At 71.3% G+C, this 13,240-nt stretch carries 11 protein-coding genes and 1 pseudogene; 8 read left to right on the forward strand and 4 right to left on the reverse strand.

Features of this window, described 5'->3' with window-relative positions; genetic code table 11:
• Positions 1-126 precede the first annotated feature (126 nt).
• Together LRD69_RS11990 and LRD69_RS11995 are read right to left on the reverse strand one after the other, a co-directional pair.
• Positions 127-984: a MurR/RpiR family transcriptional regulator gene (locus tag LRD69_RS11990; RefSeq protein ID WP_277326559.1), complete on the reverse strand. Its 858-nt coding sequence runs from the start codon at positions 982-984 to the stop codon at positions 127-129.
• Positions 981-2,573: an aromatic amino acid ammonia-lyase gene (locus LRD69_RS11995; RefSeq protein ID WP_277329704.1), complete on the reverse strand. Its 1,593-nt coding sequence runs from the start codon at positions 2,571-2,573 to the stop codon at positions 981-983. The genes LRD69_RS11990 and LRD69_RS11995 overlap by 4 nt, the downstream gene beginning before the upstream one ends.
• A 141-nt stretch (positions 2,574-2,714) precedes the next feature.
• Between LRD69_RS11995 and LRD69_RS12000 the strand changes: the two are divergent.
• The 5 genes and pseudogenes from LRD69_RS12000 to LRD69_RS12020 all read left to right on the forward strand — a co-directional run.
• Positions 2,715-3,803: pseudogene (locus LRD69_RS12000) on the forward strand (ABC transporter ATP-binding protein); the annotation flags it as partial.
• Between the two features lie 39 nt (positions 3,804-3,842).
• A complete protein-coding gene (locus LRD69_RS12005; protein WP_277329705.1) occupies positions 3,843-4,487 on the forward strand; it encodes an ABC transporter permease in 645 nt (214 codons plus the stop codon).
• A gap of 3 nt (positions 4,488-4,490) precedes the next feature.
• Entirely contained in the window at positions 4,491-5,153 is a 663-nt protein-coding gene (locus tag LRD69_RS12010; protein WP_277326560.1) for an ABC transporter permease, read from the forward strand.
• Between the two features lie 11 nt (positions 5,154-5,164).
• Positions 5,165-6,121, forward strand: coding sequence for an ABC transporter substrate-binding protein (locus LRD69_RS12015; RefSeq protein WP_277326561.1), 957 nt, complete (start codon positions 5,165-5,167; stop codon positions 6,119-6,121).
• Positions 6,122-6,140: 19 nt separating this feature from the next.
• Complete coding sequence (locus tag LRD69_RS12020; protein WP_277326562.1) at positions 6,141-7,547, forward strand: cytosine permease; 1,407 nt, start codon at positions 6,141-6,143, stop codon at positions 7,545-7,547.
• 45 nt (positions 7,548-7,592) lie between these two features.
• On the opposite strand, the gene LRD69_RS12025 is transcribed toward LRD69_RS12020, so the two are convergent.
• Positions 7,593-8,639: an AI-2E family transporter gene (locus LRD69_RS12025; protein ID WP_277326563.1), complete on the reverse strand. Its 1,047-nt coding sequence runs from the start codon at positions 8,637-8,639 to the stop codon at positions 7,593-7,595.
• A 338-nt stretch (positions 8,640-8,977) separates the two neighbouring features.
• Between LRD69_RS12025 and LRD69_RS12030 the strand changes: the two genes are divergently transcribed.
• Together LRD69_RS12030 and LRD69_RS12035 are read left to right on the forward strand one after the other, a co-directional pair.
• Complete coding sequence (locus LRD69_RS12030; protein WP_277329706.1) at positions 8,978-9,133, forward strand: DUF6131 family protein; 156 nt, start codon at positions 8,978-8,980, stop codon at positions 9,131-9,133.
• A gap of 506 nt (positions 9,134-9,639) precedes the next feature.
• Positions 9,640-10,062 carry a hypothetical protein gene (locus tag LRD69_RS12035; protein WP_277326564.1) on the forward strand — a complete coding sequence of 141 codons (423 nt, stop codon included), beginning with the start codon at positions 9,640-9,642 and terminating at the stop codon, positions 10,060-10,062.
• 355 nt (positions 10,063-10,417) lie between these two features.
• Here LRD69_RS12035 and LRD69_RS12040 read toward each other — a convergent pair whose 3' ends face one another.
• Positions 10,418-11,821: a cystathionine beta-synthase gene (locus LRD69_RS12040; protein WP_277326565.1), complete on the reverse strand. Its 1,404-nt coding sequence runs from the start codon at positions 11,819-11,821 to the stop codon at positions 10,418-10,420.
• 156 nt (positions 11,822-11,977) lie between these two features.
• On the opposite strand from LRD69_RS12040, the gene LRD69_RS12045 reads away from it, so the two are divergent.
• Entirely contained in the window at positions 11,978-13,171 is a 1,194-nt protein-coding gene (locus LRD69_RS12045; protein WP_346771935.1) for an SGNH/GDSL hydrolase family protein, read from the forward strand.
• The last annotated feature ends 69 nt before the right edge of the window (positions 13,172-13,240 follow it).

Below are 13,240 nucleotides of genomic sequence, written 5' to 3' on the forward strand. Positions count from 1 at the left end.
CTGAGATCGGTCCTGTGTTCCGTGGGCGCAGATTAATGACTGTTTCTGAGCAACGTCTGAGCAACGCCTGAGAATCGACGGCCGGTTGGCCGCCATCGGCTCACACCGTCGGCAGCAACCCCGTGCTCACTCGGCGAACAGCCCGCGCGCCGCCGCCCGCGCGTCGAACTCCTCCAGCCGCGCCTGGGCGTCGGGCAGGTCGTCGCACATCGCCTCCAGCAGCACCCGCCCGAGCAGCATCGGCGCACAGGCCGTGTCGAAGGCGAGCCCGGTGCCGACGGCCGCCGGAATCAGCAGATCGCTGTGCCCGGCCACCGGGGCGAACGCCGAGTCGGCGACCGACACCACGGTCAGTCCCTGTTCCTGGGCGTACGCGAGCGCTTCCACGACCTCCTTCGGGTGGCGCGGCAGCGCGAAGCAGAGCAGCGCGCTCGCCCCCGCCCGCCGCGCGGCGTCGATGCGGTCGCGCAGCATGCTGCCGCCCTCGTCGAGCACGCGCACGTCCGGGTGGACCTTGGCGGCGAAGTAACCGAACCCACGGGCCTGCGAGGAGGCGGCCCGCAGCCCGAGCACGGGCAGCGGCCGTGACGCGGCGAGCAGCCGTCCCGCCCGCTCGACGGGCGCCGGGTCGGCGAGCAGTTCGGCGAGGTGCTGCAGGTTCTCGATCTCGGCGCGGACGGCCTGCTGGTACTCGTTGTACGTGTCGTCGGTGGTGGCCGACGCGGCCGCCTCACCGGCTCCGGGAGCCACCTCGCGCAGATGCCTGCGCAGCGCCGGATACCCGTCGAACCCGAGCGCGACGGCGAACCGGGTGACGGACGGCTGGCTGACCCCGGCCAGCTCGGCGAGTTCCACGCTCGACAGGAAGGGCACGTCAGCGGCCTTGCGCACCATGGAGTGCGCGATACGCCGCTGGGTCGGCGTGAGCCGGTGCCCCTCGAAGAGCTGCTGCAACCGCGCGGCCGGGCTGCTCCCGCTGCTCATGCTGTCCCCCTTGTGCCGGCGGGTCCGGTGTCCCGGCCCGTTCCGGTGAGTCCGGTGTTCCACAGGTCCGTGCAGCGGTCGAGCAGTTCCCCGGCCGCAGCCTTCACATCATCGGTGAGCGGCCGGTCCGCGAGGTCCGCGTCGAGCAGCGAATCGGCCAGCGCGAACGCCCGCCCGACCGGAAGCTCAGGATCGGGCCGAAGGTCGCGCAGGCGCAACGCCCGGACGGCGGAGACGAGTTCGCAGGCGACGACCTGCCGGTAGGCGCTGCAGGCGCGCAGCGTCTGACGGGCGGCCAGCGACGCGAAGCTGGCTTGCTCCTCGACGCCCCGGGAGAGCACGGCGTGCCCCAGCGAGGCGGGCGCGGAGAACGCCCGCAGATCACCGAGGGCGGCCCCGGCCGCGTACTCCAGGATCATCACGCCCGAGGAGGCGGGTTCGCCGTCCGCGAGGAACGGCCGCAGCCGGGTGAAGGACGGCTCGTTGAGCGCCGAAAGCCGAGAGGTGGACAGCCGGGCGACCTGGGTGACCGCAAGCCTGAAGTGATCGAGGGCCAGGGCGAGTTGGGCCATGTAGAAACCGCCGTGGTGATAGGCGGCGGGGCTGTCGTTGAGACCGGCGTCCGGGCAGATCAGCGGGTTCTCGGCGGCGGCGTTGATCTCGACGGCGAGGACGCGTTCGAGCGCGTCCGCAGCGTCCTGCGCGGGACCGTGGATCTGCGGCACGCAGCGGAAGCCGTACGGGTCCTGGATCCGGCCGAGTGGCGGCCCCGGGCGGTCGGGGGCGCCGATCAGCTCTCGCATCCGGGCCGCGACCTGGTACGAGCCGGGGTGCGGTCGGGCGGCGTGCACCGGTTCGGCGTACGCCTCGTGCGAACCGTCGACCGCTAGCAGCGAGAGCGCGGCAACCGCTTCGGTGGCGGTGACGAGCCGGCGCAGCTCATCGAGTGCGAGGGCGGCCTGGCCGAGGGTGAGGGCGTTGCTGCTGATCAGGGCAAGGGCGTCGTTGTTGTCGAGCGCCTGGGGCTCGGGGGCGGCGCCGGGCCCCTGCCAGGGGTGCTCCCCGACGAGCGCGAGGCCGACCTGGGCGAGGGCGGCGATGTCACCGGTGCCGACCGAACCGAACTCGTTGACCACCGGGTGCGCGCCGGCCTCCAGCGCCTCGCAGAGCGCGGTGACGACGGTGGGCCGCAGCCCGGCACCGCCCGCGAGCAGCTGGTTGGCGCGCACGGCGAGCATGGCGCGGACCTCGCGGGCGGGCAGCGGGTCGCCGATGGCCCCGGCGTGGCTGCGCAGCAGGCGCAGCCCGTGATCGGCGGCGGCCTCGGTGGGCACGCCCTCGTTGCGATTGGCGCCGACCCCGGTGGAGCGCCCGTACACCCGCCCGGTCGCGGCCAGCTCCCGGGCGGCGGCCCAGGACCGGTCGACACGCTTCATCGCCTCGATGCCGGGCAGGGGCCGGGCGGTGCCGCGGGCGATCCGGACGACGTCGGCGACGGGGAGGGTCTCGCCGTCGAGCTCGACGACGGAGACGGCATGGTCCGCGGCCCAGCCACCGAAGGGCGAGGAGTCCATCATGTGGGACGACATCATGCGCGAACCCTCCTCATTCAGACATTGCATCTCGTGGTTCGGGCTTCCGTAACCACTGTTTTACCCCGAGGCATTGACAACCTATTCAGCTGGCAAGAACTCTGCATGACTATATGCAGCCGGGGCAAGGGACGACTGATGATCAAATTCGACGCAGTGAACAAGCGATTCCCGAACGGCACCACCGCAGTCCATGAGCTCAGCCTCACCATGCCGGAGGGCGGCATCACCGTCCTGGTCGGCTCCTCCGGCTGCGGCAAGACGACCACCCTCCGGATGATCAACCGCATGGTCGACCCGACCTCAGGAACGATCACACTCGGCGGCAGGAACATCCTCGAGGCGGACGCCGCCGAGCTCCGCAGGGGCATCGGTTACGTCATCCAGCAGGCCGGGCTCTTCCCGCACCGCACGATCCTGGACAACATCGCCACGGTCCCGCTGCTGCTCGGCCACGGCCGCAAGCGCGCCCGGGCCCGCGCGGCCGAGCTGCTGGAGACCGTCGGACTGCCCGCCGAGGCCGCCAAGCGCTACCCGCACCAGCTCTCCGGCGGCCAGCAGCAGCGCGTCGGAGTCGCCCGGGCCCTCGCCGCGGACCCGCCGGTGCTCCTGATGGACGAGCCGTTCGGCGCGGTCGACCCCGTCGTACGGACCCAGCTCCAGGACGAGCTGCTCCGACTCCAGCAGGAGCTGAACAAGACCATCGTCTTCGTCACCCACGACATCGACGAGGCGGTACGGCTCGGCGACCGGATCGCCGTCTTCCGCACCGGCGGCCATCTGGTGCAGTGCGCACCTCCCGCCGAACTCCTGGCCCGCCCGGCCGACGACTTCGTCGCCGACTTCCTCGGCGCCGAACGCGGCCTGAAACTGCTCTCGCTGAGCACACTCGCGGACCTTCCCCGGCAGGCGGCCGCGACGATACGGGCCGACGAGACCGCCCCCGCCGGGCGTACCGACTGGCAGCTGGTCGTCTCCGCCGAGGGCGCGCCCCTCGGCTGGCTCGACCCGGCAGCCACGCCGCGGGGCCGGGCGGGCGACGCCCCGCTCCTCCCCGTACGGCCGCTGCGCGAGACGGACTCGCTGCTCTCCGCGCTGAACGAGTCGGTCGCCTCGCCGGCCGGCCTGATCGCCCGGGTCGACGACACGGGCGCACTGACCGGGGTCACCGCACGCGAGGCCGTCCACGCCCGGGCGGGCGACGCCCACACCGCAGCGGTCGCGGCCCCCCCGGCCGGCGGCGGCCCCGGCCGGAAAGGGCAGCGCATGACCATCGACTGGTCGTGGATCTCCGACCACGCGAGCGACCTCGCCACCCTCACCGTCTCCCACCTCCAGGCCGCCCTGACCGCCGTACTCCTCGGTCTGCTGATCTCGATTCCGCTGGCCGTCCTGGCCCACCGGGTACGCCCCCTGCGCGGCTTCCTCCTCGGCCTGTCGAACATCCTCTTCACGATCCCGTCCATCGCGGTCTTCGTCCTTCTTCTGCCGGTGTCCGGACTGACCCGCACCACCACCGTGATCGGCCTGACCGTCTACACACTGGTCGTGCTCCTCCGCAACACCGTCGAGGGCCTGGACTCCGTCCCGGCGCGCACCAGGGAAGCCGCCAAGGCGATGGGCACCCGCCCGCTGCGCATCCTGCTCACCGTCGAACTGCCTCTCGCCCTCCCCGTGATCATGGCGGGCGTACGGATCGCCACGGTCATGTCGATCTCCCTGGTCAGCGTGGCCACGTACATCGGCGACGGCGGCCTCGGCCAGCTCTTCACCGACGGGTTCCAGCGCAACTTCCCGACCCCGGTGGTCGTCGGCATCGCCCTGACCCTGCTGCTCGCGCTGATCGCGGACGCGGCGCTGGTGGCCGTGCAGTACGTGCTCACCCCCTGGAAGCGGAAGCAGAGGGCCTGACCGATGTACGAACTCTTCGCGAACCTCGGCACCTGGCTGACCGACGCCGAACAGTGGCAGGGCCCGGACGGCATCGCGCACCGCCTCGCCGAGCACCTCCAGTACTCACTCCTCGCCACCTTGATCGCGACCGCGATCGCCCTCCCGATCGGCCTGCTCATCGGCCACACCGGGCGCGGCGCATTCCTGGCCATCAACCTCTCGTCGTTCGGCCGGGCGCTCCCCACAGTCGGTCTGGTGGTGCTGGTCTTCCTGGCCAGCGGTCTGTCGATGACCCCGGTGTACGTGGCACTGGTCGCCCTCGCCGTCCCGTCGATCGTCACCAACACCTACGCCGGGATGACGGCCGTGGACCCGGAGGTGAAGGACGCGGCCCGCGGCCAGGGCATGCGCGGCCACCAGATCCTGTGGCAGGTGGAACTCCCCCTCGCCCTCCCCCTGATCATGACCGGCCTGCGCCTCGCCCTGATCCAGGTCGTCGCCACCGCCACGGTCGCCGCGTACGTCAGCTTCGGCGGTCTCGGCCGTTACGTCTTCGACGGTCTGGCCCAGCGCGACCTGGTCCAGGTCCTGGGCGGCGCCGTCCTGGTGGCGGTCGTGGCCGTCGCCCTGGACCTGGCCCTGTCCGGACTGCAGCGCATCCTCTTCCGCCACCGCACCGCCTGAGGAGACCCCCCATGACCCGCACGTCCCACAGCACCACCCGCCGTTCCCTGCTCGGCGGCCTCCTCGCCGCGGCCGCCGTCCCCGCCCTCGCAGCCTGCAGCAGCGGCATCACCTCGCTCGACGGCCAGGGGAACGCCGGCAGTGGCGGCGGCTCCAGCGCCGGCGGCCTCACCATCGGCACGGCCAACTTCACCGAGAACCAGGTGCTCGGCCACCTGTACGCCGAGACCCTGCGGGCCGCCGGGGTGAAGACGACGGTGCGGGCCAACCTGGGCACCCGCGAGATCCTCATCCCCGCCCTGGAGGGCGGGGACATCGACCTGCTCCCCGAATACCAGGGCGCCCTCCTGCACTACCTCGACCCGAAGGCGAAGGCCACCGAGGAGGGCGAGATGCAGAACGCCCTGGCCATCGCCCTCCCCAAAGGCCTCCAGATCCTCCCGTACGGCATGGCCGAGGACTCGGACGCCTTCGTCGTCACTCCCGCGACCGCCGAGAAGTACGGCCTCACCTCCCTCGCCGACCTCGCGAAGCAGAACGGGAAGCTCGTCATCGGCGCGGCCCCCGAGGTGAAGAAGCGGGCGGTCGGGGCAGTCGGTCTGAAGGACGTGTACGGAGTCGAGTTCAAGGAGTTCAAGTCGCTGGACTCATCCGGCCCGCTGGTCAAGGGCGCCCTGAAGAAGGGCGACGTCGACGTCGCCAACCTCTTCACCACCGACACGGACATCGCCGCCGAGGGCTGGGTGGTCCTCACCGACCCCAAGAACCTGATCCCCGGCCAGCACGTGGTCCCCCTGATCGCGGACCGCGCGGCGGACTCCACGGTCCGCAGGGCACTGGCCCGCCTCGGCGCCACGCTCACCACGAAGGACCTCACGGAGCTCAACCGCCTCGTGGACAAGGACAAGAAGGACCCGGAGGACGTGGCGCACGACTGGGCCGCGGCGCACGGCCTGACCAAGAAGTAAGAGCAGAAGGAGCATCCCCATGGCCGACTCCCTCGTCGAGCGCCGCTCGATCGACGTCGTACCGGACGACGAACGGCACGGCACCGCGTTCTCCCAGTTCACCCTCTGGCTCGGAGCGAACCTCCAGATCACCGCGGTGGTCAGCGGCGCGCTCGCGGTCATCTTCGGAGGCGGCGCCTTCTGGTCCCTGATCGGCCTGCTGGTGGGCAATCTGCTCGGCGGCGCGGTCATGTCGCTGCACTCGGCGCAGGGTCCTCGGCTTGGCCTGCCCCAGATGATCTCCAGCCGGGCACAGTTCGGGGTGCGGGGCGCCGTCGTGCCGCTGCTGCTCGTGGTCGTGATGTACGTCGGCTTCTTCGCCAGCGGCAGCGTGCTGGCCGGCCAGGCGGTCGGCGAGCTCACCCACCTCGGGCAGACCCCCGGCATCCTCGTCTTCGCCGCGGTCACCGCGCTGATGGCGGCGATCGGCTACCGGGTGGTCCACGTCCTCGGCCGGGTCGCCAGTGTGGTCTGCGCGCTGGCCTTCCTCTATCTCGGCATCCGGCTGCTCGACCGCATCGACCTCGGCGCCGCCCTCGCCGACCGTGCGTTCGACCTGCCGATGTTCCTGCTCGCGGTGTCGATCGCGGCCTCCTGGCAACTGGCGTTCGGGCCCTACGTCGCGGACTACTCGCGCTACCTGCCGCGCACCACCAGCGCCCGCGCCACCTTCTGGTGGACGCTGTCCGGCACGACGCTCGGCTCCCAGTGGTCCATGGCCTTCGGCGTACTGGTCGCGGCATCCGCGGGCGAGGCGTTCCTCGACGACCAGGTCAGTTACGTCGTCAAGCTGGGCGGCACCGGGCTGATCGCCTCCCTGCTCTACTTCGTGATCGCGCTCGGCAAGCTGACCATCAATGTGCTGAACACCTACGGCGGGTTCATGTCGATGGTGACCGGCATCAGCGGCTTCCGCGGGCAGCGGGCGCTCTCGCAGCGCGGCCGTTCCGCGTACATCGCCGTCATCATGGTGGCGGGCACGGCGGTCGCCCTGCTCGGCAAGGACACCTTCCTCGCCTCGTTCAAGGACTTCCTGCTGTTCCTGCTGACCTTCTTCACTCCGTGGTCGGCCATCAACCTCGTCGACTACTACCTGATATCGCGCGAGCGGTACGACATCCCGGCCCTGTCCGACCCGGCCGGCCGTTACGGCGCCTGGCGCTGGGACGCGCTGACGGTGTACGCGGTGGGCATCGCCGCCCAACTCCCGTTCCTGGCGACGAGCTTCTACACCGGCCCGCTGGTGGAGCCGCTGGGCGGCGCGGACATCTCCTGGGTGATCGGCCTGCTGGTACCGGCCCTGCTGTACTGGCTGCTCGCCCGCCGCGACACGACCCACGTCCCCACGGCCACGATCCTGCCGGCGGACCGGGTCCCGGCGGCCTGAGCCCGGTCGACGCCCTCCGGGTCCGGCGCCGGGCCTGCGCTCCGCTCAGTCCTTCGTCTGCGTGGATGCGCGTGCCCGGCGCAGGGCCTGATGGGCCGACCAGAGCACCGACACCAGCGGGACGGCCACCACCGCGCCGAGCACCCCCGCCGCGATGGCGCCGCCGATCACCGCGAGTGCGACGACCACGGGGTGCAGACGGACGGCCCAGCTCATCACGAGCGGGTGCAGCAGGTGGCCCTCGATCTGGCCGATGACCACGATCAGTGCGATGACGACGGCCGCCACGACCGGGCCCTTCGATGCCAGAGCCACCACCGCGGCGATGGCGAGGGCGATCGGCGAGCCGATCAACGGGATGAAGGCGGCGAAGAACTCCAGCAGCGCCAGGGGCAGCGCCAGGGGTACGCCGAGCGCGAAGAGGGCCAGCCCGACGAGTACGGCGTTGGTGGCAGCCACCAGCACGATCCCATGGGTGTACCCGGTGAACGTCCCCCATGCCGCTCGGCCCACGATCGTCACCCGGTCCCGGGCCGTCTCCGGAAGCTGCTTGCAGAACCAGGCCCACTGCCGGTCGCCCGAGTGGATGAAGAAGACCGAGCAGAACAGGGCGAGAACGAACACCGTCACCACCTCCACCAGCCGGCCCACGCCACTGAGGGCCGTGCTGATGAGGGTGGAGCGATGACTGGACAGATACTCCCCGATCCGGCCCCGGAGGTCCTCGAGCGCCTTCGGGTCCATCCGGAACGGGGGCGCCTCCAGCCATCGCTCGATCCTGGCCAGACCGTCACCGAACTCCTGCTCCAGCCCCGCCCGTTCTCCGGCGACCACCCCACCGATGAGGCTGAGGACGCCGAGGACCAGGACGATGCTGCCGATCAGTGCCACGGCGACGGCGAGCGGCCGCGGCAGCAGGCGGGCCAGGAGATTCGCCACCGGGAGCAGCATCGCGGTGACCACCAGGCCGAGGAACACGGCCGACGCGACCTCGTGGAACCGCCCCAGTGCCGAGAAGACGCCGTACACAACGGCTCCCACGACGAGGATCCGCCAGGAATAGGCCGCGGCCGTCTGCAACGCGGCGTTCACGCGAGGCCCGGACCACCGTCCGGGCGGCGCGTGCTGCGAGCCCGGCGTCCGGGTCGCAGGGCGGGCGACGGAGCGCGGCGCCCGGCGTGGCGGGGTGCGGATCCGGTGCCGTCGCCGTTCGGGCGGCACGCGGGGGTCCGTGCTGTCGGGCTGCGGATGCGATCGCCTGGGCATTCCCTGCTGGTACCAGCCCGGGCCCGGTGGCCCCGGACTCCCCCGGCGACATGCGCGGGAAGTCACCCTACGGGCGGAGCCCCGGCCCCTCGGTCCACGTGACGGCATCGCACGGCGGAGGCGTCAGGCGCATACTGGGAGGACTCGTGAGATGGGAGGACGCCATGATCGTCCTCGGTGTCATTCTGCTGGTCATCGGCCTTGTGGCAGGCATCTCGATCCTGTGGACGATCGGTGTCGTGCTCGTCATCATCGGCATTGTTCTGTGGATCCTGGGCGCCGTCGGGCATGCGGTGGGCGGTCGGCGGCACTACTGGTAGCGAGGCGCTGAAGGCCGGACGGAGCCAGGGGCTCGGCCCCGTACGTTCGCGGAGTGGATCCGGCCTCTGCGGCGCGGCCGGGCGGTCGGCTCGCAGAGCTGCCCGGCGCCCGCGTCTGCGTCCGACAGTCCGACCGCTCCCCAGCCCACCGGGTCGCGGTGGTCCACGACCCGGCCGGCCGCGGCGCGGTCGCACACGACATCAAAAGGGCTTTTCAAGAACCCGGGCAAGTACCCTTCCCGGCCCCTCCAGCCTCTCGCTCGCCCCGCTCACTCACATGGGTGATATTCACCAACTGGGCTGGATTTCCTGAGGGCTGTCCCGTCGTCCACCCGGCTCCGCACGGTCCGCGGTACGCCACCCGCAAGGGCTTCGCGTACGGCGAGGACATCACGATCGGCACGTGGACCGTCTCCGCCGAGGGCCCTGCCCCGGTGCGGCCCCGACCCCCGACAGGGGGGTTAGCCCCACTGCGCCGGGCCCCCTTCGCTCCGTACCGTTGGAACATGGAACCCCGTGACTCCGAGCTCAGGAAAGAGCTCAATGCCACCCTGCAGGCCCGCAGCGAACTGGGGCCCGAGTACGAGTCCGCACTCATCGACTCGTTCCTGGAGAAGCTCGACCAGCGCCTCGACGTCACGCTCGACCAGCGTGTGCGGCGCCACCTCGCCGAGCAGCAGGTGACGGTCGCCCGAGGGGCCCGGGCGCCCCAGGTGCCGCTGGGGAACTTCGGTGAACGGTTCGGGTTCGGGATCATCTCGCTGATCCTGGCCATCCCGCTGTCCGCGATCGGGGTCGCGAACGCCGGTATCGAGGGGCTCGCCGTGGCCTGGCTGGGGATCGTCGGGGTGAACGCCTTCCAGGCCGCCCGCAGCCGGCCGCTGTTCCGGCGCTCGGAGGCACGTACGAAGTCCGAGTGGGAGGACTGAGCGGGCGTCGAGCCCGGGGTGGGCGAAACCGTGCCGATGCGCGTCGGAGGGAGCGGACGGACATGCGTGACGCCGCACGTGACGCGCACGGACATGTCGCAGGGACCGCCGCACCCCCGGTTTCCCAGGGGGCGGGACGACGGCGGTCCCTGCGAGGGACGCGGGTCCGGGTCAGGGCCGGCTGATCGCGTCCTGGCGACGGTGGAGGTCCGGGAGCCGCTCCGTAGTCCGTGTCGCCGTCTCGGGTGCCGGCGGGTTTCCCTGCCGACACCCATCAATGTGCCGGAGCCGTGTTAAGCCGGTGCTGCAGGTACGTGTCGTGCTCGTACCGTTTTCACGAAGCCCGATTCCCGTTCTACTGCTTAGGACCGGCGACCTTCGCCAGGAACGACAGCAGGTCCTGCCTGCTCACGACGCCCTTCGGCTTGCCCTCCACCAGGACGATCGCCGCGTCCGCGGCATCCGGACCGCTGAGCACCGACATCAGGTCCTCGACCGGTTCACCCGAGCCGACCTGCGGCAGCGGCGGCGACATGTGCTTCTCCAGCGGGTCGGTGAGCGAAGCGCGCTGCGCGAACAGCGCGTTCAGCAGCTCCCGTTCGACGACCGATCCGATGACCTCGGCGGCCATGACGTCCGGGTGACCGGCGCCCGGCTTCACGATCGGCATCTGCGAGACGCCGTACTCGCGCAGCACGTCGATCGCCTCACCGACGGTCTCCTCCGGGTGCATGTGAACGAGCGTGGGGATCGGGCCCTCCTTGTGGTCGAGTACGTCCCCGACCCGGGCGGACGGGCCGCTGTCCTCCAGGAAGCCGTAGTCGGCCATCCACTCGTCGTTGAAGATCTTGCTGAGGTAGCCGCGGCCGCTGTCCGGCAGCAGTACGACGACCACGTCGTCGGGGCCGAGCCGCTGTGCGACCTCCAGGGCCGCCACGACCGCCATGCCGCAGGAGCCACCGACGAGGAGGCCCTCCTCCTTGGCGAGCCGGCGGGTCATCTGGAAGGAGTCCTTGTCGGACACGGCGATGATCTCGTCCGTGACCGAGCTGTCGTACGCGCTCGGCCAGAAGTCCTCCCCGACGCCCTCGACCAGATACGGGCGTCCGGAGCCGCCGGAGTAGACCGATCCCTCCGGGTCCGCACCGACGATCTTGACCGAGCCGCCGCTGACCTCCTTCAGATAGCGGCCGGTGCCGGTGATGGTGCCGCCGGTGCCCACGCCGGCCACGAAGTGGGTGATCTTCCCGTCCGTCTGCTGCCACAGCTCGGGACCGGTGGTCTCGTAGTGCGAGCGCGGGTTGTTCGGGTTCGAGTACTGGTCGGGCTTCCAGGCGCCCGGCGTCTCGCGGACCAGCCGGTCGGACACGTTGTAGTAGGAGTCCGGGTGCTCGGGGTCAACGGCCGTCGGGCAGACGACGACCTCGGCGCCGTAGGCGCGCAGCACGTTGATCTTGTCCGTGGACACCTTGTCCGGGCAGACGAAGATGCACTTGTAACCCTTCTGCTGCGCCACGATCGCCAGGCCGACGCCCGTGTTGCCGCTGGTCGGCTCGACGATCGTGCCGCCGGGCCGGAGCGCGCCGCTCTCCTCGGCCGCCTCGATCATGCGCAGGGCGATGCGGTCCTTCACCGAACCGCCGGGGTTGAAGTACTCGACCTTGGCCAGCACCGTCGCCTCGATGCCGGCCGTCACATGGCCCAGCCTCACCAGCGGGGTGTTGCCAACGAGACTGATCATCGAATCGTGAAATTGCACCGTGATACTCCGGGGTCTCCGAGATGGTGCCGCCAGCGTATGCGTACGGGGATGAGATTGGGCGAAGCGATTGGGCGGCGGTCATTACGGGGCAGTTAGCTGTATGTACGGCGGTACGGCGACGAGGAGGTGGACCGGACTGTGTCAAGGGCAAGGGTGGCACGGCGGATCGCGGCGGGCGCGGCCTACGGCGGCGGCAGCATCGGACTGCTCGGTGCGGCGGCGGTGGGTGTGGTGCTGGCGGAGGTCCAGCTGGCGAAGCGGCAGGTGGGCGGGGGTATCGCACCGGTCCCCCCCAGTGCGGACGGGCGGTACGGGGTGGCGTTCACCGGCCCGGCGGAGCCCTTGCTGCTCGGGCTTCTCGGCGACTCGACCGCGGCCGGTCAGGGGGTGCGCAGGGCCGGGCAGACGCCCGGGGCGCTGCTCGCCTCGGGGCTCGCGGCGGTGTCCGAACGGCCGGTGGATCTGCGCAATGTGGCGCAGCCCGGCGCCCGTTCGGACGATCTGGAGCGACAGGTCTCGCTGTTGCTGGCCGACACGTCCCGCACCCCCGACGTCTGCGTGATCATGATCGGGGCGAACGATGTGACGCACCGGATGCCTGCCACGCATTCGGTGCGCTGTCTGACCACCGCCGTGCGCAGGCTGCGGACGACGGGTGCGGAGGTGGTCATCGGAACGTGCCCTGATCTGGGCACGATCGAGCCGGTCTACCAGCCGCTGCGCTGGCTGGCCCGGCGGGCGAGCCGCCAGTTGGCGGCGGCCCAGACGATCGGTTCGGTGGAGCAGGGCGGGCGCACGGTGTCGCTGGGCGACCTGCTGGGGCCGGAGTTCGAGGCGAATCCGCGCGAACTGTTCGGCCCGGACAACTACCACCCGTCCGCCGAGGGCTATGCGACGGCGGCGATGGCGCTGCTGCCCACGCTCTGTGCCGTGCTCGGGCTGTGGCCGGAGTCCGACCGCCTCGACGGGGCGCGGCGCGAGGACATGCTGCCGGTCGCCAAGGCGGCGTCCCAGGCGGCCCGGGAGGCCGGTACGGAGGTCACGGGGGCGCGGGCGCCCTGGGCGCTGCTCAAGCACCGCAGGCGGCGGCGTCTGCCGGCGGCGATGGAACCGCATCCGGCGCCTCAGCTGCACCCCAACGGTGCACACCCGGACGGTGCGCACCCGGACGGTGTGCACCCGGACGTGCAGCACGCCGACCGTGCGCGCCCGGACGGTGCGCACCCGGATGGGCAGCACCCCGACGGGCAGCAGCCCGGGGTGCGCCCGGGTGGGGATCCCCGCGCGGGCAAAGACCCCCGTGCGGGCGGGGACGCGGGCACGGATCCCGCTTCGCGGCCCGCCTGAACACCCCCCGTCCGCCCGTCTCCGACCATTCGACTGAGCGGTCGCTTAGAAAAGAGGTCCGCATCACAC

It is taken from the genome of Streptomyces sp. JH14 (assembly GCF_029428675.1).
In the GTDB taxonomy this organism is placed as follows: Bacteria; Actinomycetota; Actinomycetes; order Streptomycetales; family Streptomycetaceae; genus Streptomyces.

Bases quoted from the DNA above. Each gene is read 5' to 3' on its own strand.
- LRD69_RS11990 (WP_277326559.1), bottom strand. From the start codon at position 984: ATGAGCAGCGGGAGCAGCCCGGCCGCGCGGTTGCAGCAGCTCTTCGAG.
- LRD69_RS11995 (WP_277329704.1), bottom strand. From the start codon at position 2,573: ATGTCGTCCCACATGATGGACTCCTCGCCCTTCGGTGGCTGGGCCGCG.
- LRD69_RS12005 (WP_277329705.1), top strand. From the start codon at position 3,843: ATGACCATCGACTGGTCGTGGATCTCCGACCACGCGAGCGACCTCGCC.
- LRD69_RS12010 (WP_277326560.1), top strand. From the start codon at position 4,491: ATGTACGAACTCTTCGCGAACCTCGGCACCTGGCTGACCGACGCCGAA.
- LRD69_RS12015 (WP_277326561.1), top strand. From the start codon at position 5,165: ATGACCCGCACGTCCCACAGCACCACCCGCCGTTCCCTGCTCGGCGGC.
- LRD69_RS12020 (WP_277326562.1), top strand. From the start codon at position 6,141: ATGGCCGACTCCCTCGTCGAGCGCCGCTCGATCGACGTCGTACCGGAC.
- LRD69_RS12030 (WP_277329706.1), top strand. From the start codon at position 8,978: ATGATCGTCCTCGGTGTCATTCTGCTGGTCATCGGCCTTGTGGCAGGC.
- LRD69_RS12035 (WP_277326564.1), top strand. From the start codon at position 9,640: ATGGAACCCCGTGACTCCGAGCTCAGGAAAGAGCTCAATGCCACCCTG.